The sequence below is a fragment of the Bradyrhizobium sp. ORS 86 genome (genome assembly GCF_045571475.1).
Taxonomy (GTDB): Bacteria; Pseudomonadota; Alphaproteobacteria; order Rhizobiales; family Xanthobacteraceae; genus Bradyrhizobium.
In genome coordinates this window covers 2,259,752-2,284,438 of sequence record NZ_CP120699.1, presented here as the reverse complement: position 1 = coordinate 2,284,438, position 24,687 = coordinate 2,259,752, and the positions used below count along the sequence as shown (strand labels likewise).

Genomic DNA, 24,687 nt, shown 5'->3' with positions numbered 1-24,687 from the left:
TGGCGAGCTTACCGACCCCGACACCAGCTTTGCGATGGTATCTGCTCAACGCATTCGATGCCTCCTCGCTCGAGGACCTCACCCGCGCCTGCGACCGCATTGTGGCCGCCTGCGCCGCCCTGTCCTGAAAGATCTCCCGATGCCCCCAGCCAATCGCGCCGTCGCTGTCGCACCCGGCAGTGGCTTGGTGGCCTCGCCTTATGTCGCATTTCCTATGCGCCTTCGCGCCCGGATGGCCGAGACCGGCCTTGTCCACATCATGGCCACCCAAAGTCCGCTGTCTGCGATCCTGGTGCAAGAAGCCGGATTCGACGGCTTGTGGGCCTCTGGCTTTGAGCTGTCGGCGCTCGACGGCCTTGCAGACATGAGCTTGATCTCGATGACGCAGCATCTCGACATGCTGCGCGCGATCGCCGGATGCGTGACGCTGCCAATCGTTGCCGACACCGACACGGGCTATGGCAATGCGATCAATGTGATCCACGCCGTCAGGGAGTACGAGCGCGCGGGCGCCAGCGCCATAGTTATCGAGGACAAGACCTTTCCGAAAGTGACGAGCCTTGCTGTCGGCGGACGCCAGGAACTGCTGCGTGTTGAGGAGTTCCAGGGCAAGATCGCGGCAGCTGTCGCGACAAGGCGGGACCCGGACTTTCTCGTCATCGCCCGCACCGAAGCCCCGATCGCGGGGTTTGGTGAAGCGAAAGCACTGCGTCGGGCGCAAGCCTATGTGGAGGCCGGCGCCGACATGATCCTGATCCATTCGAAAAACGGGGCCCCTTTTGAAATCGAGAACTTTTCCCGCGCCTGGGTCGGATCGGTGCCGGTGGTGATCGTGCCGAATGCTTACCCGGATCTCGAGGCGGAGCGAGTCAAGGCACTCGGCAATATCCACATGGTGATCTACGGCAATTACGGCATCCGCGCTGGGGCAACCTGCATGCAGCAGACATTCCGCCGGATTATCGCCGATGGCGGCGTCCAGAACGCCCATAAGGAGATTCTGCCAGTGGAGGAGATTTTCAGGCTTCAGAAGATGCACGAGGTCAGGGTCGCTGAAGCCCGCTTCCTTCGCTGAACGCGACCTTTAGTACCCCGTAGCCAACGAGGGTTGAAAAGATACTCGCCGGCCGAGCTCCGCTCCGGCGCTATTCTGGCGCTGTTGGGAGAGTTTGAGCCATCGGCCTGTCCTTAGTTACGGGCTCTCTACGGCGGGAACAGGGATCTGCCGACCCTCCGCCCATTTGAAGATGCAACAAACCGGCCAGCAGCGATCGAAGTTAGCGAGCCAAATCGTACAGATCGTACCATGAGGCCGATTTTGTGCGCGACATATCATTGATAAGCAGTAATCCGGCTATACACATCGAATAATGTGACGAGCATTCGTTCTTGCTCGTCGTCGCAACCCAGCGGACATTGCAGAAGTTACCGGAGCAGAAGATGGCTGCCGAATCCGATGAAGTGCCCCTCAATGCAATCCGGGCATTTGTGACCATTGCGCGCGAAGGAAGCGTTACCCGCGCGGCTAATGCATTGGGAACGACGCAGAGCTCGGTCAGCCGCCATCTCGGCGTGCTGCAGGGCTATCTCGGCGCAAACCTCGTCGAGCGACGCGGTCGGCGTGGCGAATTGACGGAGTTCGGAAGGGTATTTGCCAATACCGTCGCCGAACCACTCGAAACAATCTGCTTCACCGCCAGGAGAATGCGTAGGCGAAATCGTCCTGACGCCAGTCGGATTGTAGTCCGCACGTCGCTTTCTACCTTCGCTTCCTCTCTTCTGATTCCAAATCTTCAAGCATTTTCCGCCGAGGTTGGTGGCGTCACTGTGGATGTCATTAGTTCGCTGTCTCCACCGACATCCTCCGACGACTTCGACATCTTGATTACACGCGACCTTTGCGTGATCGAGCCTGCAGACAATTGGGAAATCTACAATGAGACCCTCGTATGCGTAGGCTCTCCCAATCACGTCGCGGGAAAAACGCTCTCAATTGCGCGTTCAATGCCAATTTTGAACATCACGTCTCGGCCCGACATCCTGCCGACATGGCTGAGGGCGATGAACCTGACTTCGAAGGACATAAAGTCGGGCGCCCGATACGATCACAATTACCTTGCCCTGCCCGCTGTCATGACGGGGAAATGCCTGCTGGTAGCTCCTGAAATTATTGTCAGCGATCTCGTGCGCGCGGGCGCGCTGCATGTGATACCAGGATCGCGCACGCCAAGTGGTATGCAGTATCGGGCCTACGCGGTCGACCGCAGTGATAATCCCGAGATTGCGCGTGCCTTCTGCCGATGGGTTGCGCGGCTCTGCAAAAGGACCGCAGTTCCACAAGCCGCCTGACAATCTGTCAGGCAATATCAGACGGTCGATAGATTGGATTTGGGCGGAAAAGCTAAACGTGCAAGAGGTTGTCCTCCAAGCGGCGGGACGGTGGTGCAGACCAGTCACACCACTTGCATTCGACTATGCCCCCTTCCGCGGCGGCGAAGAGAGCCAAATGCCCAGCGCGGCTTGATGTTCTCACTCAATGACTTGCCAGGTGTCATTGTCGAAGGCCGATGTCGGATAGCAAGCTGATCAGCGAAGAGCTCAGGAAGTGTCATCCATATCTTTGCGCTTGCGACGGAGCAAGTCACGGTAGCCGCCTCGCATGAGGCGCAGCCCCATCTGGACCAGACGAATGGTCCGGCTGCGCAGATCGTGTGTCTTCCAACCGCGATCGGGAATACGAGGCTTGCCAAATAGGCCTTGTGCGATGTCGCGATAGCTGTGGCCTTTCACCCATCCATCAACAGCACGCAGGGCTAGGGTGTGCCGATGCCGGCTCGCGATCGATTGAGCAAGAGGGGGCGGTCCAGCGGGGCGCTGTTCGAGCGCCAGCCAAAATCGATGTGCCGCCTGCAAACGGACGTCGAAGTTGCGGTCGAGTGGTAGGTCGACGGAAAGCGATGAGCCGCTCGGTGGAGGTTCTCTGAGCCAAAGGCGATGCTTCGTTCCTCCGCGCGGCGCGATGGCATGCCATCCATCTGGCGCTTCACGAAGCTGGCTGCCTGCCAGCTTGGCGACATCAAGATCATACAGTTTGGATGCCGCCGAGGAGCCGGCCCCGCGGACGGCCAACACGGTCGGCAGCGCTTCAGGCGCCCAGAAAACAGCTTGTTCGTCGAACCTCTTTTGCGGATCAGCTGCGAAAGGTCAGCCCCCACTTCCTTCGGAAGTGATCCGCCATCTCGCTAGATTGTTTGCCGCAAAGCAGGATCCTAAAGTCTTTGTGATACTCGCGATCGCGGCGTAGCCACTCCCACGCGAGGTCGACAGTTTGTGCCTTCTCGACCTCACAGTATGCGCTCTTTGATCTCCAGTCGGCACCCGGCATCGTACTATTTTCCCCACGTTCTTCATGCACACGCAAGGAGACTGCAGCCGGACAATTGTGACGATTTCTGGTTGAACCTTGCGGCTACTTAGCGTTGATGCAGTTGCACGATGGAACGTTCTATTTTTGCGATTGGAGAGAGGACAACTCCGCCTCGAACGCCTCACTCTTCACTTTTCGGCCATCCCCTGCGCAGGAGTTCACGATAGCCGTGACGCGCCGCCCACCTGGCGCGAGCCAGATGACTTTCGAACGCGCGGCGTGCGCGATCCGGCTCGTGCGTCGGATCAACACCAAGCACGATGCGCGTGACTTCGTGCCAGTCAGCGTTATCGGCTTCGGCATCGAGAAGGCGCATATAGGTAACTGCGTGCTGCTCGTCATAGGGTGTAAGCTCGGGCGCACTGGGCGCCAAGTCTGCGATCTTCGGATCGTCCGGCATTGCCTGAAACTCCTATCAAACCGAAAAAGCCTCTACCTAAATCTGGGCAATGCTAGCCGTATTCACGGCATCCTAGTACCGTCGAATTGTCGCGATTTTGCGTGAATGTTTTCCGCGGAGATCTCGATTGAAGATTACCTTACCATTAGATATCGTGGCGGCCTTGATTCCATCGTTGATGTCCATTTCCCTCACTCCGATTTGGTCGGTGTGGATTTGATCGCGGTCCATATCCTCGGAGCGCGATCAGCGGATTGCCGTCCAGCTAGCGTCTGCTCGGTTGTTGCCTGCCGGAAAGGCGTCGACGCGAGCGGTTTGATGGGCAAACACGGTTCGTGCTCGCTGGTCGGTGACCTGGCTGTGCGATCCAGCCATTTGGTGAGAACTTCATTCTCAACTCCAACTCCACCTGACCGATTTTGCTATTTGGTCCCGCCCCCGCGAAGAACGTCCGCCTGTCGATCCGTTTTGCGCCCGCCAAATGTCTAACGAACGATTCGCGAGCGCGCGCTGGGCACGATCTGGATCGATAAGCAGAACGGCCCGAGCAACCTCTTTCTGGTCGGCGTCGACGCCCTCAGGAACAAGAACTCGACCAGGATCATCAGATTCCGCGCGCCACCTAGAGTGAGGATCATCAAGGATTCGGTGTGGGGTCCGGATGATCTTATTCATGCGCACTGACGCAGTATCCGTTCACAACGTGGGTGAAACGTCACTTTGTCAAGTATATCGAGGTGCAGTATATTGAGCAAGCGGCATCCTTTCCCGCATGGATCTGCGGGAGACATTCGCCACCAATTTGCGCCGTCTGCGCTATGCGAGGGGATGGTCGCAGGAGGAGCTTGCCCTCGAAGCCGAGATGAGCCGGGGCTATTTGAGCGAACTTGAAACGGGCGAGTACTACGTCAGCATCAAAATCATAGGTCGCCTTGCCGAGAAGCTCGACGTCGAGCCTGCCGAGTTCCTGAAACGTCCAGCAAAGAGAGGACGCTAGGCGGGCACAGCCCAATACGCGTCTTGCTCTCAATCCATTTTTCTGATCTCTCTCGTCCCCTCTTTGAAAGCTCGTCTAGGTGATTTCCGCCGGACAGTTTCGGTTCACAATACGCATGAGACGACATTTTGTGAAGTATATCGAGGTGCAGTAAACTGAGCAAACGCCTTCCTTTCCCGCATGGACTTGCGGGAGAAATTCGCCGCCAATTTGCGCCGTCTGCGCAATGCGAGGAGATGGTCGCAAGATGAACTCGCCCTCGAGGCCAAGATAAGCCGGAGCTATTTGAGTAAGCTTGAGAAGGAAGAGTATTACGTCAGCATCAAAATCATAGGTCGCCTCGCTGATAAGCTCGACGTTGAGCCTGCCGAATTCCTGAAACGACCTGTAACGAGAGTCCGCTAGTAAACAACACGCGTCTTACTCCCAATCCATTTTTCGAGTTTATACAGGCCCCCTTGAAGCTAGTCTAGGTTGGATTCCGCCGATCACGGATAAGCTTCCCTGCTGACGAACGGTTTCAAAATGGGTCCGACGCAGAGGGACTGTTGGAATTCGTCGGGTCGATCTCCGTGGCACACATCGGCAAGACAAGCTTGGAGCGGTCCAATATCCTGCAACCACAGGGCAATCAATTCACAACTTCACAGATGTCGAGTCGGTTTGAAACAGTTGCGAAAGCCGAGGCGACGAGCCAGCAGCGCTGGCTCTGCCGGCTGCGCCGATGGACCTACCATACCTCGCGGCGACGGGCATGCGCATATCCGAGGCGATGGGCCTGGAGCGTGATGACGTCGACCTCGACGGGCCGGCCTGCTGACTGTCCGGCTGGCCAAGGTCGACAATCGTGGCCCTGCCATTGCATCCGACGACAAGGACCACATTGCGCGACTACGACCGCTGGCGCGATACATTGGTGAAGCGTTCCACGCGATGCTGCTTCATCTTCCTCGGCTCGCAGGGCATGGCGAGACTCTGCGCATGAAGAACCGGCCCGGCGCTCGCGGACACGAGGCCGCGCGCGACGCGATTACGCGGACCATCATCACTTTGCCCGAAGAGCTTCGCCGTTCGCTGACCTGGGATCAAGGAGACGAAAGGGTCCAGCATGATCGCCTCAAGATCGATGCCGGTGTCCAAGTCTATTTTTGCGAGCCGCAAAGCCCGTGGCAGCGCGGCACCAATGAGATCACTAATGGTTTACTGCGTCAGTACTTCCCGAAAGGCACTGACCTGAGCATCCACAGCGCTGACGAAACGGCCGCCGTGACAGCGGCCCTCAATGCTCGACCGAGAAAGACCTTAGGCTGGAAGACGCCGGCAGAGGCGCTTCACGAGTTGCCGCCATGAGGGACAAAGTCTGGTGTTGCGACAATCGATTGAATCCGCCCTGCACGCCACGATCGGAATGGTTGATCAATCCAGCAGCCGGCCCCGACAGAAGGCTATCAGGACGGTGGAAGCGAGTTCGACGCGCATGTGGTCACGCATTGCGCAACCGACGGCCTGGCAGCTCAAGAGGTCCATGCTCGCGGCTAGGTACAGACAAATTCCGCGGTCGGATTGTAGGTGATATCGGCAAGCCAGACCCGATTGGGGGCCGCGGCGCTGAAGTCGCGCGTGATTAGGTTCGGCGCGATCGTGGCGCGGTCACGTCGGGTCCGTACCACCGACAGCCTTTGCAATCTGCGGATCGCCTGCATGCCATGCCACTACATCACCCGTTCGATCTGGCCGCGACTGCCCCCACGTCCCTGCGTCCGCAGGACAGCGTGAACGCCACTCGCCCAATGGATCTGCCGGATCTCGGCCAGCAACGCGGCATTGGAGGCTGCTCGGGTGCTCACCAGTGCCCAGCCGTCCGTTCCCTAGTCTAGTCGGGCGATCAATCTTCTCGCCAAACGAGACATACATTTGAACTGAATGGTGGGAAAAGTATTCCAGAATGATAAACTATAGGTTTCTTCGATGATGGCCATTCATCGAAGATCTGCTTGGCACTCAAGAATTCGACAACGCTCGGATCAGCCCACTCCCTCAAAGAGGTGCGTTTGATAGCAAATCTGAATAGCCCCGGCGAATAGTGGAGTAACGGCAGGCCGGTATGATGCTCAACCGGGAACCAACGGTTTGGGAATGCCAAAAATACATTCCTGGCGATGCGCATGTGCTCGGATATGAACGCACCTCGCGCAGTGGCGTCACCCACATGCTCTAGAACTGCGTTAGAATACGCAATATCAAACTGCTTGTCATTAAAGGGAAGTGGTTTTCCGGCTTTGATCTGAACGAAGCTGACGGCCGGATTTGCTGAAACAATCTGCCTTCCATGGCCCAGGCCTGCGCACGTGATGTTTTTCGGCCACGGATACTTCTTTTCGAGAAAATTGGCACCCTCATTCTCGATTTCTGAGGCGCCAATATCAATGATCTTGAAGTCTTTGGTAGGACGGGTTTGATCCATAAACAATTGGAACATCCCTTCACGCGCGGCTAGTAGCGCGCGCATCGCCGCGGGTGCCTTCAGGCCGTCTCTATAATAAATATGGTCCATCGTTTTCATAACCGTGAATCCTCTTTTTAAACAATCCATGCAGATGGTTTGCATCGACGTCGGCGAACATGTGATATACCACATGCTCACTCGTCCTGGCAGCGCTCGCTGCCTACGGTGGCGCCGACAGAACCGCAGAGAAAGGCCGCAGATATCGCCAGCAAACGATACTTCATTTGAATTATCCAGCTCCGGCGTAGTCTCGCCTCGTAAACCTCCTATAGATCGTTCTCTTCGAGGCGTTCGGGTCAGACGGGCTGTTCACACTAAACGATGGCCCTAGCTGCCCCAGATAAAGCGGGAAGCACACTTAGACCATTTTATCGACGTTAGGTTCGACTTGCTCGGCTTGCAGCCACCCGCTCAAAACCAAGTTCGATGTTTCGTTCACGAGCCAGCCTCCGCGGCACTCCAGGACCTTCTTCAGCTCCTCCCGGTCACTCCGAAGCCATATTAATCTATTAATCGAAGCATTTGGACTCAATTCGAGGCCTGTCTGCACGTTGCAAGAGATAAGAAAGCAGCTTCATCTCTCGGCGACTGCGCGCCACGGTATCGAGCACGAGGCCCGAGCTGGCCGACAACATCGCGAGGATCATCAGCCCGGTCGACAGCACCACCGTTGGTAGCTGTGGCACCAACCCGTCCTCGATGTAGGTCACCGCAATCGGCGCGGCGAGCACGAGCGCGCCGAGCGCGAGGCAGATAGCGATAAGGCCGAAGAAGCGAAGCGGCTTTTCGAAGCGATACAATTGGACGATGGTCTTTAGGATACGAAATCCGTCGCGCCAGGTGCTGAGCTTCGATATCGATCCGGCGGGCCGCGGATAATAGCGCGTCGCAATTTCCGCGGCTGGCAACGCGAGTTCGAGCGCGTGCACTGTCAATTCAGTTTCGGTCTCGAACCCGCCAGACAGTATCGGGAATGATTTGACGAAGCGGCGAGATAATACGCGATAGCCGGAGAGAGCGTCCTTGAATTGCGGGCCAAACGCGGTGGATAGAAACCCGGTCAGCACGCGGTTGCCGATGCGATGGCCTGGTCGATAGGCAGCCTCCTGCTGTTCGATGCGCCGCCCCACCACCATGTCAAGATGCTGATCAATCAGGACCGCGATCATCTCTGGCGCACTCGTAGCGTCGTAGGTCGCGTCACCATCGACTAGCACATAGATGTCCGCGTCGATGTCGGCGAACATGCGCCGTACCACGTGCCCCTTGCCTTGGCGTCGCTCGTTGCGTACGGTGGCACCAGCCTCGCACGCCAGCGCTATGGTTCGATCAGTTGAATTGTTGTCGTACACATAGATCACGGCGTTGGGCAGTGCGCGACGAAAATCCGCCACTACCTGACCGACTGAGGCTTCCTCGTTGAGGCACGGCACCAACACCGCGACGCGACGATGTGCAGCCCACTCGAGCGTGCCTCCGTCCTGGCCGAATGCGATCATCTAGACAGCTAAGATGCGTCTACGCAGCGGGCTGGAGCCGGCTGGCGCTCCGCTCGGGCGACGATCCTTCAATTTTTGCAATGCGAAGCACCGCGGCGTGGTTGCGACGGACAGAGCCGACAAAGTCCGCTTCAGAAAAACTGATACCGTCTTTCCGTTTGCAACGTAGCTACCTCTTGGCATAGGCCGTTCCTGCTTCCCTCGTGGACAAAGTCCATTCCGATAAAGTTTAGCCTCAAGGAGCTTCTAATTGACTTGAGCCTCGCAGGCTCCTCCAAGAACTGGTAGAGTCCGTCAACTTCGGTGGGGGTGGACGTGAGCCGCTACTTCACGCAGGAACAGATTGGACTCTAGTGGGAGTAAGACCAGAGCGAAGACAGCTGACATGTGCCGAGGAGCGGGTTCAGCAGCGTTAACCATCTAGAAGCAGCCGGCCGGAAGCGGCCGGATACCAACGACTGGAGCCGCTAAAGGAACGACAGCATAAAAGTCAACGTAGCGGAGGCGATGCTCCATAAAGCCGTGCTCGAGGACGTCATAAAAATAGGGTGACACGACACCCGTCGCCGATGGAGTCGTCGGCCGGACGATGCGGCGACAAGCGCATGTCGGATACGACCGTTCGCCGACGGTTCGGTTATCGACGGCTGCGTCGTCGACGCTATCGTCATGAAATGCAAGAATCTGCGTCGGTTCTAGGTTGTGTGGAAGGATTCCCTTTTCAAAGCAAACCAGATTCAAGGCTGCTTTTGGGAAGGCAGCCTTGGGTGTGATGGATCGTTCGGTATTGGGCGACGCGGCTTGGGAGCGAATGGCCCCGCTGATCATCGGCCTGCCCGACCAGAAGCGCTCGACCGGGCGGGACAACCGGATGTTCGTGGAAGGTGTACTTTGGATTGCGAGCACCGGCTCTCCCTGGCGTGATCGTCGGGAGGTGCTCGGGAACTATTACAGCTATTCCGGCGCTTCAGCCGATTGAGCACCAAGGGTGTTTCGTGGCGGATCTTCGAGGCGATGTCCGATGACCCGGACTTCGAATACCTGATCGTCGATTCCACCATTGTCCGGGCGCATCAGCACGCCGCCGGTGCAAAAAGGGGCCTGAAGATCAGGCGCTCGGCCACTCGCGCGGTGGCTTGAGCACGAAGATACATATTGCCGTTCGCGGCCTTGGACGTCCCGTCCGCTTCACCCTCACCGCAGGCCACAAGGGCAATGCACCGCAAGCTGCCGCACTAATCGAGGGACTGCCCGCCGAGCTCATCATCGCGACACAGCTTATAATGCCGGTCATCTGCGCCAAGACATCGCCGCAAAAAAGCGCCCGCCGTCAAAGAAAATGACGGCCGCTGCGAGGAACGATTCCAGCGATACGGACGCCCTGGCGCACCAGTGCGAACTAGGGCCGATCGACATTCATTGCATCCAGATCGTTGCGGCTGCCAGATGGATGAAGCCGGTAAAGTTGGCGGCCCGCCTGTCACAGCGGGTTGCCAAGCGTCGGAAGTGTTTGAGCTCGCAGAAGCAGCGCTCGATACGGTTGCGCCGTTTATAGGCGTCGGCGTCGTGCGGAATGATGATCATGCGGGTGCGGTTTGACGTGATCACCGCCGTTGCGCCGATTTCCGCGATGATCGGACGCAGGGCGTCGCCGTCATAGGCTTTGCCGGCGAGCACGGCATCGCCGCTCTGGCCATCGAGCAGTGCGGGCGCCTGGGTGATGTGATTAACCTGCCCAGCCCTGACGATGAAGCGGAGCGCGCGGCCGAGCGCATCGGCCAGCATGTGGATCTTTGTGATCAGTCCGCCTCGGGAACGCCTCAGCGCCTCATCTTTGGCCTCCCTTTTCCGCTCGTCGCCTGCTGGTGGGCGCGAACGATGGTGCTGTCGATCATCAGACACTGGTTGTCGCGAGCAGCGTTCGGAGCAGCAAGCACGCGCTCCCAGACGCCAGCATTGGCACCAGCGGCTGAAGCGCTGATGCACCATTTTCCACTTGCCGTATTGCTCCGGCATGTCGCACCAGCGCGCGCCCGACCGCAAAACCCACAACATCCGTCGACGAACGGACGATTATCCGCAGCCGTACGTCCCGGGTCGCCAGCTTTCCCCGGCGGAAGTGGCGTATCCTCGCTCATTGCGCCTCGGTCAGCTCATATCGCTTCGCCGCCACCATCTGCTCCGTGTGTCGAATCACGGAACTCTATGAATCAGCGATCAAACAACTTGGAAATCCTGAACGTCGATCGGCCCTGGGCCGTGTGGACAATTACCTTAGCCAGAGCAAAGCTGCAGCGATAGTGACGACGGCGAAGTAGTTTCGGGCCGTCTTTTCGTAGCGAGTTGCAACGCGTCTGAACCCCTTCAATTTTGAGAAGCAGCATTCGATCAGATTACGCTCGGCATAGAGGGGCTTGTTGAGCGGATATTTCGCCCGCGAGGAATTGTTTGGAATGACGGCTTGAGCGCCTTTTGCGGCGATAGCGGATCGAAACGCGGCGGAATCGTAAGCCGCATCGCCCATCACGACCTCGGCTGGGAGCCCTTCGACGACCGGCTGGGCCTGCGGTGCATTGCCGGCCTGGCCTGCCGTTAGGAAGAAACGGACCGGGCAGCCCAAGCCGCGGACAGCCAGACGGACCTTGGTCGTCAGGCCGCCGCGCGAACGTCCGGTGGCCTGATTTTGAGCCCCCTTTTGCGCCGCTGGCGTGCTGATGGGCGCGGACGATGGTGGAATCGACGGTCAGGTATTCAAAGTCTGGATCATCTGCCAAGGCTTCGAACATGCGCAGCCAGACCCCTTTGACGCTCCACCGGCTGAAGCGCCGAAACATGCTGTTCCATTCGCCGAATGCTTCAGGCGGATCGCGCCACGGCGAACCGGTGCGCACGATCGCCTTCGACAAACATGCGGTTGTCGCGGCCCGTCGAACCACGCTGGTCCGGTCAACCGATGATCAAGCCGGAGATACGATTCCGTTGCGCATCGCTCAGAACGAGCCGATCCATGACACCCAAGGCTTCCCCCTGAAAGAAAGCCTTGAATCACGTTCCATCTGATTTGAGAATCGCAAGAGTTCACACGGCCTAGCGTTCGAGGTTCGAGTTGCTGCCGACCAGTGACTGCTCGGCGAGAATCACCTCGGTCAGCAACTGCATGATGAAGAACGCGCTCGCCCCCCGGGCCCGATTGACGAGATGCGCTGAGCCAACCTTAACCGAATTTCTAACCGATCGTACTGATCAATCCGTCGATTGACTCTCCATCCTGCAACCCGTGGATCCGGGGTAGATCGGCGATGATTCGCACTGAATCTATTAGAAGGCTCCAGTGAAGCCGGCGATACAGTGTGGATGCCTCAGAGTTCTTTCGGGAACGCATGCGTGGCATTTATCGTGTATGCGGACTGCTTGGTATTGTTATGATCAGACATGAATGGGCTGGTCTCCTTGACGACAGGACCAGTTTCGGCTTGGCCTTTTTGGGGGCCACCCGCTGGCCATAGTGAGCCTATTCTATGCGCCGGCAACTCTCGGTGTCGGCTGCTCAGCCGGCTCGCAAAGGCGAGCATCACGACCATCGTCTTTTTGGCGGTTTCAACTTGTTCCTTGGGATCTAGCGCAGCAGGCACTCCCACGCGACTCACTACGCGACATCTTCCGCGTGAACGCATGACGAATGCGCTGCTGCGATTCGCGTACCTTGGGTGATGCAACCGCCACGGGCCGGTTGTTTCCACAATATGCACGGCCTCCCTTGCGGTCATAAAGTAGGCCGAGAGAATAGCGAAATGAAAAAAACCCGAGGTGCGCTGTTAGTTCTGATGATTGAACGCGGCCACGCGGTAGTGTGCGGAGGCTCTGCAAAAGCTGAGAGGCTGAAGCGGTCATGGTAAGTCCGGTGATTGCGAAGATCACCGCTCGTCGGGGAGCTTAGAGCCGCCATGACCGTGACAAAGATTGGGACGGATGTCTCAGCAGTCAAAGAGTTGTTGAGGTCGGACAAGGAGTTCCTGAAGCCGCTGATCCAGAGTGCGGTGCAGGAAATTCTCGAAGCCGAGATGACGGAGACGGTGGGTGCGGAGCGTGTCGAAGGAGGGCTTGGCCATCACTCCGGCTACTATCCCCGCTCGCTGATCACTCGGGTCGACAAGATCGAGCTGAAGGTGCCGCAGGACCGGCAGGGACGACCAAGCTGTTCGAGCGCTACTAGCGCTTTGAGAAGGCATTGGTTGCGGCGCTGGCCGAGATGTACATGCAAGAGATCTCGACCCGGAAGGTCAAGCAGGTCACCGAGGAACTGGATGGGCCATGCCTTCTCGGCCTCGGGGATCAGCGCGATCAACAAGCTTCTGGATGCATCGCTGAAGGCCTTTTTGCGACGCAAGCTGAAGGAGCCGTTCCCCTATCTGATCCTGGATGCCGGCGGTGCTGATCGCGATCGGGGCTGGGAAGGTCGGCGCCAGATGCTCGCGGTCGAGCTCGCCAACCGGGAGATCCGATTGAGCTGGAAAGAGTTTTTGGAGGCGTTGAAGGCCCGCGGCCTGCATGGCGTCGAGTTCGTCGTCTCCGACGACCACCAGGGGCTGAAGAGGCGATTGCCGAAGTGCTGACCGGCGTGTTCTGGCAGCGCTGCTATGTGGGGTCGTTGAAAAAGCTGCAATTGGCTGATTCAGTTCACGTCGGCGATTCGCGATTGGCGGAGCAACGACGTGCTGGGCGCAAGGAGCGGGATCAGCTGGAGCTATTCATCACTGGCTCCCTCAGGCGGCTCATTCCAGACGAGCACGTGCTGATGAGGGTTGAGCGTGTGCTCGACCTGTCGTGGCTAAGAGAAGAGGTCGCCGACTGTTATTGCACGAACGACGGCCGGCCAGGCATCGATCCGGAAGCGGCGGTACGGCTGATGCTCGCCGGTCTGCTCACCGGCATCGTGCACGATCGCAAGCTGATGCCCGAGGCTCAGGTCAGTATCGCCATTCGCTGGTTTGTCGGTTATGGCCTGCATGAGCAGTTGCCGCACCATTCCAGCCTGACGCGCATCCGCCAGCGCTGGGACGAAGCGCGGTTCCGTAGGATCTTCAAACGCACGGTCGAGGCCTGCCTTAAGGCCAAGATCGCAATCGCCGAAGTGGTCCACATCGATGCCTCGCTGATCCGCGCCAACGTGAGTTGGGACAGCCTTACCGAGCAGCATGTGGTGGATGTGCTGAGCGAGAATCAAGGCGAGGATGAAAGCGAGGCTGAGAGAAAGGGCCGGCAAAGCGGCAAGTATAAGAAGATCCGCACGACTGATTCCGATGCGTAATGGCCACGAATGCCCGAAAGCGGCGGCTGGAACCCGCTTACAAGCAGCACACGGCGGTCGATGACAAGGTCGGTGTCATTCTAGATGTCGCGGTCACGATTGGACAAACGAACGAAGGCGAGATGATCGAGCCGCAAGTCGATGAGGTTGGAGCGATGACGGGCACCGACGTCAAGGTGGTCACCGCCGACGCGGGCTATGCCTACGCTAAAGTCTACGCCGCGCTCGAGCGGCGCGGCATTGATGCCCTGATCCCAGCTAAAGCCGAACCAATCAAGAGTCGCGTACCGCTCAGGCGCTTCCGGTTCGGCGCCGACATCTTGAAGTGCCCGCAAGAACGCATCTTGCGCCCCGCGCGCCCCATCAAGCACGGCCGTTCCTTTTGCGCGAAGGCGAAGGATTTGTGCCCGGTATCCGCTCAAGAGCGTTGCCTATCCAAAGGGCGGGTTAACAAGGCGGTTGTTGTAGGTGCCGATTATCCTGCACTGCTTCGCGCCCGCCGCCGTCGCGAGCGACGGAGCAAACAGGATCGACGGCCCTATCAGCGCCATCGTTGGCGCTCAGAGGGTTTCCACGGCGAAGCCAAAACTTGGCGTGGGTTGGCGCGCGCCATACGGCGTGGTCCGCCAACTAGTCGTTCGTGGAGAACTGGCGCGGCGCCCGGCTCAAGCGATGTTTCGAGCCGGGACGGTCTCGAAGAAGGCTCGGATGATGATACGCAAGAGCTCTGCGAGCCATCGCAGCAGCAGGCCGAAGTTATAGCCGGCGGCGGCGAGAACAGCGTTGATGCGGTCGCCGAGGCGTCCCTTGAGATGATTTCGGTCCATGCGGTGCTCGGCCTTGACGTGGCCGATGACGGGCTCGACAGCCGCGCGACGCTTCATCTCGCGACGGATGGAAGCTGTGACGCGGCGGACCTGACCCGAGATCCAGACCCTGAGCCGATGCGGGTGGTTGTGACCGCGATATCCTTTGTCGACGTGGATACGGCGAGCCTCCACGCCGATGAGCTTCTCCACGTCGGCGATTACGGGACCGAGCGTGTGCCCATCGAAGGGATTGCCATGCAGAGCCTTGGCATGGAGCACGAACTGGCCGCCCTTCGGAGACGTCACGGGGGTGGCGATGCTGACCTTGCAGCCGAACTCGTAGGGCGCGCGGGCTTTACCCTTGCCGATGCACTCAACCTCCGGAGCATGTAACGCATAGACCTTCGGACCGCGCTGATGCTGATCCTGGCTGCGCACCCGCTGCGCTAAACCGAGCAACGGGCCGAAGCGAGCTTCCAGCACCGTATCGCCATCAATCTTGCGGCGGATGTCGCGGATGATCCGGCCAAGCCGTGTCCGCAGGAACTTGAGCTGCCGCCGGGCGCGTTTGAACTGGTGGGCGTGGGTATAGCGGCCGGTCATGATGGCGGCGCGCTTGGTCAGGCGTAGATAGCTCTGGCGCAGCGGCACACGGTTGCGCTTGGCGAGCCCGACCAGCTTGATGATTGCTCGATGCAGCAGCCTCGCGTCGGTCGGATGTGCAACCGCCTTGGGCTGCACTGTGGTATCGACGACCACCCGTTCCAGGTCCTTGGGACCGATAGCGCCGGTCTTGTGCGCCACTGAAAGACTTTCCTGGATCAACGCGACGAGTTGTTCCTCGCCGAGCCGCTGCCGCCAGCGTGTCATCGACGATCGATCGAACGGCAGACGGTGGCAGAAGTTCAATTCGCCGCAGAAGTATTGGTAATAGGGGTTCTCGATCCAGCGAGCGCACAGCACCTCATCTGATAGGTTGTGCATGTGCTTCAAAATGAACAGGCCGGCGACTAGCCGCGTCGGCAAGCCCGGCTGTCCCGACCCTGCTTGGCACACCGAACTGAAGCGCTCATTCAGGATGTTCCAGTCGATCAGCGCTGCCAACCGCACCTGCGGATGACCCATGTCGATGATCTGATCGAGCGCCGGAAGCAACAGGTCTTTCTGGCGACCATCCCGCGGCTTGCTCATCGCATTCCCCAATGTCGACGAAGCCATCAGGGAATCACGAATCGCCCAAAAGCAAAATCCTAAAACGCAAGAAAGCGAGGTCCAACACCCCGCTTTCCTGCAAAATCGAATACTACATCAAGATCAATTCTGCTTATTTCTCAGGTCAATCCGCATTATTCACGGGCGACCAAATATGAAGATCCAGGCCTACCTGACGGCCGCCGCCATCAACCTCAAGCGGCTCGCGGCTGCTTTTGTTGCCCTTCTTTTGTTCTTGATCGTTCTCCCTCGACGCGTCGCGGTACTGCATCGCGACGCGTCCGGGTCGGAGGCGAAGGTATGAATGGACCGGTTGCCACACCGAGAGGATTTGACTTCTTCAACGACCCCTATGTGCCTTCCTCAGAAACGCGCTCCACTATGTGCCGCGCAAGGTCGACGACGACTGCCTACTCGAGCTGCGCTGGATGTACGACCGGCGCGATCTGGCCGCCCGGCTCGCCAAATGGGGCGGCAAGTACCCCAAGCTCACCGGCTGGGTCGAGGAGAACATCGAGAAAACCCTGACCTCCTTCCGCCTGCCGCTAGCACATGAAATCGACCAACATGCTGGAGCGTCTCAACGAGGAGATCCGGCGGCGCACCCATATAGTGCGGATCTTCCCCAATGCCGAGAGCTGCCTAGGGCCGGTGCGGGCGCTGACCGCCGAGCGTCACGAGGCCTGGCTCGAGGACCAACGTTACCTCAACATGGACCTGCTCAAGGAGTAAGGAGGTGTTACGCCGGGCGGCCTGACGATGCTCAGGCCCACCCAGGGATGCACGCCCCCCTCTCCGCTGTCGTCGCTCGCCGGCGCTACGCTTTGGGCGAGCCAGCGACGGCGGCTCCGAGGGGCTAGCTCAGCCGGACCCCGTGATCGAATTTGCTGAACGTGATGCACAGAACTGGCCACGCCCTTGTGGAGACTTGCGCCGGCAGCACGACCAACGCGCTTGATCGCACCAAGTCCGTTTTTCTGCTCACCATAATTTTCTGAACGGGCCTTCCCGACGTGGCAGGCGCCGAGGCAAACTAGACGTCCGACGATCCGACAGCCTCCTCCGGGCGCCCGCGAATGCCATCCGAAGTTCAGCTGCCAGCATGCCACGCCTCAAAGGAAGTGCTCCCGCCGGCGATTCGGCTCACATTGCTAGCTGGCGGCATCGAGACTCATCGCATGCGCCAGACGAACGGCCCGGACATCACGTAATTCCAGACCGCACCCATCAAAGCTCCGGCGGCTGCGGCGAACCACCAGACCGGCTCATGGTCATAGACCGAAAGCGCGACACCGAAATTGGCAAAGAGGCCGACGCTGCAGACTAGATAAAATGCGAGCAAACCGCGAAGGAACGCAAAACCCTTCAGCCGGCGGTCGCGATAGGTGAGGGAATTGTTCAAGGTGAAATTGGAGGTCATGGCAACAAACGCGCCGACGGCCTGGGCCTGCGCAAATGGCAGGTCGAAAAGGTTCGACGCGACGAACAACGCACCGAGATGAACGAGCAGCCCGGTGCAGCCTACCATAGCGAATATCATTAACTGCAGCGAGACCATGTCATTGTTGGCGCTTTGCGAGCAGGAGCCCGGGGAGGTGCAGCATCGCTATGAAATCGAACTTGCTCTCACCTTGCCGCGGCGAACCGAATCGATAGGGACTCTCGACGCTGCTATGCGTGGTCGCAACGATATCGAGCAGGATCTTGATGCCTTGCGCGGAGAGCTGCAGCGCTAGCTGCTTGAAGTGGTCATTGCTGGTCATTAAGAAACTGCTCGAGGAATCGGCGATCTCGGGCCGCAGCGCGTTTGGCGACCTCGGTTGCGAATGCGCGCTGGCGCACTCCTTGTTGAAAATATAGACGTTGTTGCGCTAGAAATGGCGCCGATGGCTACCATAAGCTTGTTGGCTCCTGCTCTGCGAGAGCATTCTTGGCGGTCGCGTTTTGTTATGCTGCGATTCGGCGTCTATCACCGCGCCGTGGGGTGCATTGGAGGTCAGTATCCCGTCGATGCAAACTCGCGACGAGCCAGGTCGGCCAATTAGGCGGATGCAGCACACTCGGCCGCAGCAGCCCCGCGAGTTCGCGGACCATCTGCTAGGTATCATCGGGGGCGTTACCATCTACGTAGATCACTTCCTACCCAACGCGGCCGCCTGCAGGTTCTCGAACACCTTGATAAGGCTATCGCGCTAGTTGAATGTATGAGCAATGACGGAAACCAACTGCGGGCCCCGAGATGTCTTGCAGGCTCTTGGTAGGTAATTGAGGATTTCGCTCATGCTCCATCTTCCGGTATCCTTCACGCCACAGTCGATCAGACCTGGAAGCCGTGCACCGAACGGCGCCACAGCAGGGCTCCATTGCGGGATGAGCTTTGACGGTATGGCCTTCAGCCGCCCCCGACCTAGTGGCTGACGAGCGTGCCGCGTATGTTGCCCGTTGAGGATCACAGCTTTCCCGACGAGCTTCCTTTCTGGCTATTTGGCCGTGGCTCTCTGGCCTCACGGCAGGATTGCTCCGCCAGCGCGGCGGAGCGTACCGGCTTTAATAGAAACTGCTTGGCAGCATTTGGAAAATCCCCGTCATAGTTCGGGGGAGGTTCGAATATGGCAGCGGCGACGTAGTCCGCCTGCGTGGCTCCAAACGAGGCCATGACACTGGCCTGGTCAAGATGATACGGGCCCTGCGGCTCGATCAGTACCCACGCTTTACCCAGATCTGAACAGCTCTCAAGTCCGAGTGTTTCCACCGCGACCGCGTTACTGCCGGAAAATCCCCCGAACAGATATGGTAGACCAAGCGCCCGCGTCTCAAGCACATACAGTAGCCCCGGCGAGAAGCCAGCCAGATCGATCACTGGGGTACCGACCTCAAGGCCGGCCGCACGGGCCTGGGCTCTGGCCGTGGTCAGATAGTCGTGGGAGGCTTGCGAGAGTACCAATTTTCCACCACCCGGCAACTGGGTGACAGCGGTATAAGCGCGCAGATCTTTCACTTGGGCGAATGGCTGGAGGAGACCACCATTGACGACTGATGCAGTGAGTAACTGCGCCGACACGGCTAGGGGCAGCAGGGCGACGACGCTGCATTTCTGTCGCGCAAGAGGGCTCAGGACGGCAACGACGGCGAGCATCCAGAACAAGGCGACCTTCGCACCGAAGTACCAGTAATTGCCAGCGGTCCCGAATGCGAACAGGTGCGGCAGAGTCAAAAACGTTAGTGCTAGGGCGATGCTCTCGCGAGTCTGAGTACGCAGAACCATTGCCTCGCGATAACACATCGCGCCAAGGCATGTGAAGGCTGACACCAGGAACAGAGTCGCAGGCTTGACACAGATCGGATCGACCCCAAGCATCACAATCGCTACTGTTACGATCAAAACCGGAGCGAGAGCCATCAAAAGGAACCACTTGTGCTTAGACCCCATGAGAATAGTGAGCACAAGCGCTGTCGCCAGTAACATCGCGATAACAAATTGCGCGCGACTGATGGGGAGCCAGTCGATCCGAAATATGAGAGATACCTCGTACCCGGCCCCCAGCAGGGCCGCGACCTCAGCGCTGTTGAACATACGGGTCATCAGCCCGGTGATACCGCCGTCGATCAAATAAGCGCTACCGACCAATAGAGCGAGAGCGACTACCGCGGCGCCAAGCATGGGCAGCAGCATCTTTCGGCTCATAGTCACGACATAGAGCATAACGACGAAGGCAATGGCCGCGGCGGTGGTCGGCTTTGCCATGAAGCAACACCAGCCGCCAACGCCAACCACGATCCACCCCAACGGCTGGCGGATGCGCCCTGGCCGATCAGCCAGCAACAAGCCGATCATCACCATCATGAGCGATTGAAAGGCCAACGCGTAGTAGCTGGGGGTCGGCGTCCAGCGACGAAGTTCAACTAATGCCAGGCTAGCGATCCCAGCTGATAGTACGGCCGCGTGCGGCCAGTCCGCTGCCCAGAGACGCTGAATCACGAGGAAGCTGAGTGTCCAGCCCAGTCCCATAGTAAGTGTGACGTTCGCTATGCGAAGGACCGCGATGTCGCCTCCCGCCCACTGATACGGCCAGTGATAGACGAAACCGAAAAGGGTCGGCGGCATATTAATCCCGTAGCGGAATGGATTCGCGATTAAGTTGAGGTAGAACCCCTCATCGGCGAGATTAAGACCGTAACTGCAGTAGTATAGCAGGGAGCCGAGAAGGATTGCTGTTGTTACGGCCGACAGAGCCAGCAAAGTTAGATGCAGCAAGCCTGACGTTGCATTGGCAAAGCGATTATCCGGTGGCATAGGCCCCCTCCTACCAGCCTCGTAGACGAGACCACTTCCAATGGATATCAGCGTCCAGCCATTTCTAACTGACCTGAACCGCGCAATCTCCTGCCAAAATTGGTAGAGTCTATCACCGCCGGGCGGGATGGATGTATGGCCGTGTGGTTTCACTGAAAAGCGGTCGTCGGAAGTTTTGCGAGAATAGGAAGCCGGAGCAAATGAGGTCGACGTGTGCAGCAAGCACGCGTCAGCAGCTCAACCTTTTAAGGCCAATACGGGCCCGGAAGTGATGCCAAGGGACTGAGAGCGTTGGAAGATGCGGACACAAGCTGAAGACGTTTCCGGCGGAGACTGATGCTCCACACCCTGTGCGGCGTCACTGTCGTGGACCTGAGCCGCGCGTATGGCTACCCAAGCATGGCGTTCCTTCGCGAGCCGTTTTCTTGTCGATGGCTGCACCTTCTCTGGGGCGGGTATTGCCATGGACCTCAGGAAGCTTGCTTACCCTTCGTTGATGATTTCGCGCACGAAATGAATGTTCAGGTCGCCGCGACGATCTTTCCCGAATAGTTCGGCCGACGTAGCCGTACCGATCGCAGAACGCGGTCGCGTGGCACTACATTGCGCCCTGCAAGCCGCAGCAAGACGCTTTCATCGGAAGCTTTATATATCGACGGTGGCCACTCCCGCCACGGCAAGCCGCGGTAAGCAGCGCATCTTCGCACTCTCCTTTAAACAGACACTGCAGCATTGATCTCGATCAATTGAGAAGATCATACCGGCAATGGCGGTACGGCGCCCGCGAAATGGCGTGTATCTTGCTTGAGCGAACACGAAGCTGACCTGCTATTTTCGTACTGGCAGGATCGGTGGATCATCGTACGTGATTTTCGGATATTGGACCGCTAATCAGACCAGGGTTGGACGGAAGCAACAAAACAAGATGGAGGTCGAGATGGCGCTGGTCGTCTCTTGTGCTGAACTCGAATACACGCTGCAGAATGATATAACCTATGAGGACCATTACAAAGACGCTTGGCGTCTGCCTCGCGGGCGGTACAGTACAACTGTTCGCGCGTGGTCGGATGGCGCTGGCGGCGGCCAAAAGCGCCGTGCGTCTTTCGAGTCCGCCGGCATCCGGGTCGAGCAGTTGACGAAGTAGAGCGTCGTGATCGCTCCCGAGCACTGCTCCTTTTCCCCTACGATCCGCCAGAGCTGCATCCCTATTTCAGACATGGAATACGATTCGCGCTCCCGCATCTCTCCGAAGTCCACTCTCAAGAGAACAAAAATTGTGTTGAATCAGACAGTCTCGCTTACCGCGCACGAGCGCGCCCACATCGTCATCGGCGTGTCGGTCGTTACATTCCTAGCCGCGCTCGATCAGACGATTGTTTCGCCCGCCATGCCGATCATCGGTGCAGCACTGGGCGATGGACTATGGCTCAGTTGGGTTATCTCAGCGTATTTGCTAACATCGACGGCTGTAACGCCGTTATTTGGGAAGCTTGCCGACCTCAAGGGACGACGACCGGTCCTCCATTGGTGCATCGCCATCTTCCTCACTGGTTCGACGGTCTGCGCGCTCGCACCGACCATGGCAGTGCTCATTGGGGGCCGCGCCATTCAGGGTATTGGCGACGGAGGCCTGACGGCGGTAGTACAAACGGTCATCGCCGACGTAATCTCACCGAAGGAAAGGGGACGCTACTACGCATACATCTCGACGCTCTGGGCCGTGTCCAGCGTGGCGGGACCTATCGTTGGCGGCGTTCTCGCCGAACATGTTCACTGGTCAATGATCTTCTGGATTAACTTGCCGATTGGCGCCGTCTGCTACGCTATTTCGTCTCGAGCGTTGGCTAACTTCCTGGACGTTCGCCGCAGCCACAATCTTGATATTCTCGGCGCGCTGATGGTGATTGTCGCCACTGCAACGCTGCTTCTCGCTCTCACTTGGGCGGGAACAATCTATCCTTGGTGCTCACCGATGATCGGCGGACTCATCTGTGCATCGCTGCTATTGTTTGGCCTGTTTGCTTGGTATCAGCTAAAGCCGAAAGAACCTTTGTTGCCAACCCGCGTGCTTGCCAATCCTATTGTCGCCTACGCTAGCGCCGCGGCCTTCTTCTCAATGACATGCTTTATCTGCCTGTCCGTGTACTTTCCGATCTATCTGCAGCTGGTTGAAGAATTTGGAACAGCGGCATCTGGATTCGCTCTCGTAGCGTTGATATGCGGAGCGTCGCTGGGTTCCAACATCTCGGGGCAGTATATGCGAAGGTCAGATCATTATAAGAAAATTTCCGTGTTCGGGATGTGCATCACTACCGCGGCGCTAGTTCTGCTCGGCCTAGTAGCTGGCAAGGCCCCCTTCGCGGTAGTCGAAGGGACGGTCGCAGTGGCAGGCTTCGGCTTCGGCACCTTATTTCCGATAGCCTTGATATCAGTTCAGAATGCTTCCGAACAGCGCGACCTCGGTACCGCCACAGCGATGCTAGTCTTTTCGCGATCACTTGGCTCGGTGATCGGTTTCGCGGCACTCAGCACGATCCTAGGCGCCACTGGTATCTCGTCACGCATCGGCTCCAAGTCCTCCGTCCTTGATCTTAGTGCGCGCACGGAGATCGCGGACGGCTTCAGCTGGGTGTTCTACGCAGCCGCCTCTTCTCAGGTCCTGTCGCTACTCCTCCTGATGCGGTTGGAGGAGAAGCCGTTGCGCCGGTACAATCCGTCGGTTCAAGTGAAAGAAGATTGAGCACAAGTGTAAGACCGCATGTCTGCCTCTACCAATGAAGCGACTCGCCCCGCACGTCGCATCCGAGTGTCGCTCTCGCAGGTTCAGCCGATCCTGATCGCATGAGGATGACCCGTTGATATCGGAATCATTTGTCGGAAGCGCGTCGCTAAGCTGAAGACTGCTATCAAGATTGCTGAACCTGGCCGGTAGGAGAGGTCCGCTTCTTTGGGGAGGGCGGCGCGCTGGCGACAAGCATGCAGTTGGCTATTAAGCCAATCGCCAGCTGATTCAATCCCATGCTTCATCTGCTTCCGATCGACAGTATTGCGAGCTGGCTGAAGCGTTGGCCGGGAATCAAGATCGTCGCCCGCGATCCTGCGGCACTTTATCGTGACGGCACACGCTACGGTGCCCACGACGCTGTCCAGGTGGCGGACCGCTGGCGTCTGCTCAACAGTTCGGGTGAGGCCCTGCGCCACGCGGTCGGTCGCCATCGTCACAATGTAGCCGCCGCCGTGCAAATCATGGCGTCCGCGCAACGAGCGAAGACCGGCAGTTCCACGCCGCCGCCGGCCTTGCTCGGTTGCCCGGCGGATCGAAAGGCTGCGACGCGAACATTGGGATTTAATCTGTCCCCTACGCGAGCTGGGTTGCCCGACTCTAGGGTTCGGACGCAATTGATCCAATGGGCGATGTTGGCAGCGAGGTGGACGGCAGCCAAGAAGTTTCTGGCAAGTTTGTCCTAGCGAGTTGCGACACGCCTGAAATCCTTAAGGCGGCAGAAACAGCGTTCGATGACGTTGCGTCCCTTATAGGCGCGTTGAAGCTGTGGAGGATGACCCTGTTCGATTTATTTGGAGTGACGGGCTTGGCACCACGATCGACGATTTCGGCGCGGAAGCCGTTGCCGTCCTATCCTGTGTCGCCAATGAGAGCAGACATGGGCGGCGCGAGTTCCAAATGGGCCGGCGCGGCGGCAATATCTGCGTCATGGCCTGTAGTGAGATGAAATGTGCAAGGTCTGCAATCAGGGTCGCTCAGCGCGTGGATTTTCGTGGTCCGCCCATCGCGCGAGCGGCCGATCGTCTGTTCATCCTCCTCCCTTTTCGTCCGCTCGCCGAGCGATGCGCCTTGATCGAGGTGGATCGATGGACAAAGTCACGCCACCCTTTCCGCAGCCGACGAGCGCTTCAAAGATCGCCTGCCAATGTCGGCGCTTGGCCCAGCGATTAAAGCGATTGTAGATCATCGTGTAAGGACCGTAGTCAGGCGGACAATCGCGCCAGCGTGCGCCGCGCTGACGCATGTGAATGACACCGCTGATCATGCGTCGATCGTCATCGCGCGCCGGGCCGGTCTGGTTCGTCGGCAGATGCGGCGCAATCTGAGCCCACTGCTTATCGTTCAGCCAGAACAGCCCATTTTCGCACCTAACCCTCGTGCCGAATCAATGCAACGCAAGAGAATCAGAAGTCGATAACTAGGTACAGACCCTAGCATTACAGTTGTATTT

General features: G+C 58.4%; 19 protein-coding genes and 7 pseudogenes. 14 read left to right on the top strand and 12 right to left on the bottom strand.

What is annotated here, in order from left to right; all coding sequences use genetic code 11:
- Nucleotides 1-139 precede the first annotated feature (139 nt).
- Entirely contained in the window at nt 140-1,075 is a 936-nt protein-coding gene (locus tag P6U25_RS10360) for an isocitrate lyase/phosphoenolpyruvate mutase family protein (protein WP_407151179.1), read from the top strand.
- 365 nt (nt 1,076-1,440) lie between these two features.
- Entirely contained in the window at nt 1,441-2,349 is a 909-nt protein-coding gene (locus tag P6U25_RS10355; protein ID WP_407151178.1) for a LysR family transcriptional regulator, read from the top strand.
- 249 nt (nt 2,350-2,598) lie between these two features.
- Here the strand turns inward: P6U25_RS10355 and P6U25_RS10350 are convergent, their stop codons facing one another.
- The 3 genes from P6U25_RS10350 to P6U25_RS10340 form a co-directional block, all read right to left on the bottom strand.
- Nucleotides 2,599-3,132: a DUF2285 domain-containing protein gene (locus tag P6U25_RS10350; RefSeq protein WP_407151177.1), complete on the bottom strand. Its 534-nt coding sequence runs from the start codon at nt 3,130-3,132 to the stop codon at nt 2,599-2,601.
- A gap of 58 nt (nt 3,133-3,190) precedes the next feature.
- Nucleotides 3,191-3,385 carry a transcriptional regulator domain-containing protein gene (locus P6U25_RS10345; RefSeq protein WP_407151176.1) on the bottom strand — a complete coding sequence of 65 codons (195 nt, stop codon included), beginning with the start codon at nt 3,383-3,385 and terminating at the stop codon, nt 3,191-3,193.
- A gap of 163 nt (nt 3,386-3,548) precedes the next feature.
- Nucleotides 3,549-3,827, bottom strand: a complete 279-nt coding sequence (locus P6U25_RS10340; protein ID WP_407151175.1) for a DNA -binding domain-containing protein — start codon at nt 3,825-3,827, stop codon at nt 3,549-3,551.
- Nucleotides 3,828-4,599: 772 nt separating this feature from the next.
- Between P6U25_RS10340 and P6U25_RS10335 the strand changes: the two genes are divergently transcribed.
- The 3 genes and pseudogenes from P6U25_RS10335 to P6U25_RS10325 form a co-directional block, all read left to right on the top strand.
- Nucleotides 4,600-4,824, top strand: a complete 225-nt coding sequence (locus P6U25_RS10335) for a helix-turn-helix domain-containing protein (protein WP_407151174.1) — start codon at nt 4,600-4,602, stop codon at nt 4,822-4,824.
- 180 nt (nt 4,825-5,004) lie between these two features.
- Nucleotides 5,005-5,229, top strand: a complete 225-nt coding sequence (locus P6U25_RS10330) for a helix-turn-helix domain-containing protein (protein ID WP_407151173.1) — start codon at nt 5,005-5,007, stop codon at nt 5,227-5,229.
- Between the two features lie 528 nt (nt 5,230-5,757).
- Nucleotides 5,758-6,174 (top strand): annotated as a pseudogene (locus P6U25_RS10325) (IS30 family transposase); the annotation flags it as partial.
- Nucleotides 6,175-6,709: 535 nt separating this feature from the next.
- Here the strand turns inward: P6U25_RS10325 and P6U25_RS10320 are convergent.
- Nucleotides 6,710-7,387: a class I SAM-dependent methyltransferase gene (locus P6U25_RS10320; RefSeq protein ID WP_407151172.1), complete on the bottom strand. Its 678-nt coding sequence runs from the start codon at nt 7,385-7,387 to the stop codon at nt 6,710-6,712.
- 452 nt (nt 7,388-7,839) lie between these two features.
- A complete protein-coding gene (locus P6U25_RS10315) occupies nt 7,840-8,829 on the bottom strand; it encodes a glycosyltransferase family 2 protein (protein WP_407151171.1) in 990 nt (329 codons plus the stop codon).
- Between the two features lie 763 nt (nt 8,830-9,592).
- On the opposite strand from P6U25_RS10315, the pseudogene P6U25_RS10310 reads away from it, so the two are divergent.
- Nucleotides 9,593-10,147: pseudogene (locus P6U25_RS10310) on the top strand (IS5 family transposase); the annotation flags it as partial.
- 98 nt (nt 10,148-10,245) lie between these two features.
- Here P6U25_RS10310 and P6U25_RS10305 read toward each other — a convergent pair.
- Complete coding sequence (locus P6U25_RS10305; RefSeq protein WP_407151170.1) at nt 10,246-10,845, bottom strand: IS5 family transposase; 600 nt, start codon at nt 10,843-10,845, stop codon at nt 10,246-10,248.
- Between the two features lie 253 nt (nt 10,846-11,098).
- A pseudogene (locus tag P6U25_RS10300) lies at nt 11,099-11,847 on the bottom strand (IS5 family transposase).
- 926 nt (nt 11,848-12,773) lie between these two features.
- On the opposite strand from P6U25_RS10300, the gene P6U25_RS10295 reads away from it, so the two are divergent.
- Both P6U25_RS10295 and P6U25_RS10290 read left to right on the top strand, forming a co-directional pair.
- On the top strand, nt 12,774-13,442 hold the full coding sequence (locus P6U25_RS10295; RefSeq protein ID WP_407151169.1) for a transposase: 669 nt from the start codon (nt 12,774-12,776) through the stop codon (nt 13,440-13,442).
- Nucleotides 13,443-13,525: 83 nt separating this feature from the next.
- A pseudogene (locus P6U25_RS10290) lies at nt 13,526-14,760 on the top strand (transposase); the annotation flags it as partial.
- Between the two features lie 42 nt (nt 14,761-14,802).
- Here the strand turns inward: P6U25_RS10290 and P6U25_RS10285 are convergent.
- The gene (locus tag P6U25_RS10285; protein ID WP_407152486.1) at nt 14,803-16,137 is read right to left on the bottom strand and encodes an IS5 family transposase; all 1,335 of its coding nucleotides are present in this window, start codon (nt 16,135-16,137) and stop codon (nt 14,803-14,805) included.
- Nucleotides 16,138-16,279: 142 nt separating this feature from the next.
- Between P6U25_RS10285 and P6U25_RS10280 the strand changes: the two are divergent.
- A pseudogene (locus P6U25_RS10280) lies at nt 16,280-16,462 on the top strand (hypothetical protein); the annotation flags it as partial.
- A gap of 37 nt (nt 16,463-16,499) precedes the next feature.
- Nucleotides 16,500-16,890 (top strand): annotated as a pseudogene (locus tag P6U25_RS10275) (transposase); the annotation flags it as partial.
- Nucleotides 16,891-17,329: 439 nt separating this feature from the next.
- On the opposite strand, the gene P6U25_RS10270 reads toward P6U25_RS10275, so the two are convergent.
- The 3 genes from P6U25_RS10270 to P6U25_RS10260 all read right to left on the bottom strand — a co-directional run bounded on the left by P6U25_RS10270 (nt 17,330) and on the right by P6U25_RS10260 (nt 20,452).
- Entirely contained in the window at nt 17,330-17,716 is a 387-nt protein-coding gene (locus P6U25_RS10270) for a GtrA family protein (RefSeq protein WP_407151168.1), read from the bottom strand.
- A gap of 1 nt (nt 17,717) precedes the next feature.
- The gene (locus tag P6U25_RS10265) at nt 17,718-17,921 is read right to left on the bottom strand and encodes a hypothetical protein (RefSeq protein WP_407151167.1); all 204 of its coding nucleotides are present in this window, start codon (nt 17,919-17,921) and stop codon (nt 17,718-17,720) included.
- A gap of 686 nt (nt 17,922-18,607) precedes the next feature.
- Entirely contained in the window at nt 18,608-20,452 is a 1,845-nt protein-coding gene (locus P6U25_RS10260) for a hypothetical protein (RefSeq protein WP_407151166.1), read from the bottom strand.
- A 336-nt stretch (nt 20,453-20,788) separates the two neighbouring features.
- Between P6U25_RS10260 and P6U25_RS10255 the strand changes: the two genes are divergently transcribed.
- The 4 genes from P6U25_RS10255 to P6U25_RS10240 all read left to right on the top strand — a co-directional run bounded on the left by P6U25_RS10255 (nt 20,789) and on the right by P6U25_RS10240 (nt 23,920).
- Entirely contained in the window at nt 20,789-21,004 is a 216-nt protein-coding gene (locus P6U25_RS10255) for a hypothetical protein (RefSeq protein WP_407151165.1), read from the top strand.
- Nucleotides 21,005-21,389: 385 nt separating this feature from the next.
- Entirely contained in the window at nt 21,390-21,596 is a 207-nt protein-coding gene (locus tag P6U25_RS10250; protein WP_407151164.1) for a hypothetical protein, read from the top strand.
- Nucleotides 21,597-21,602: 6 nt separating this feature from the next.
- Entirely contained in the window at nt 21,603-23,192 is a 1,590-nt protein-coding gene (locus P6U25_RS10245) for an MDR family MFS transporter (RefSeq protein WP_407151163.1), read from the top strand.
- Between the two features lie 278 nt (nt 23,193-23,470).
- Nucleotides 23,471-23,920, top strand: a complete 450-nt coding sequence (locus P6U25_RS10240) for a hypothetical protein (RefSeq protein ID WP_407152747.1) — start codon at nt 23,471-23,473, stop codon at nt 23,918-23,920.
- Here the strand turns inward: P6U25_RS10240 and P6U25_RS10235 are convergent.
- Nucleotides 23,851-24,591 (bottom strand): annotated as a pseudogene (locus P6U25_RS10235) (IS5 family transposase); the annotation flags it as partial. The gene P6U25_RS10240 and the pseudogene P6U25_RS10235 sit on opposite strands and share 70 nt — an antisense overlap.
- Nucleotides 24,592-24,687: the final 96 nt, after the last annotated feature.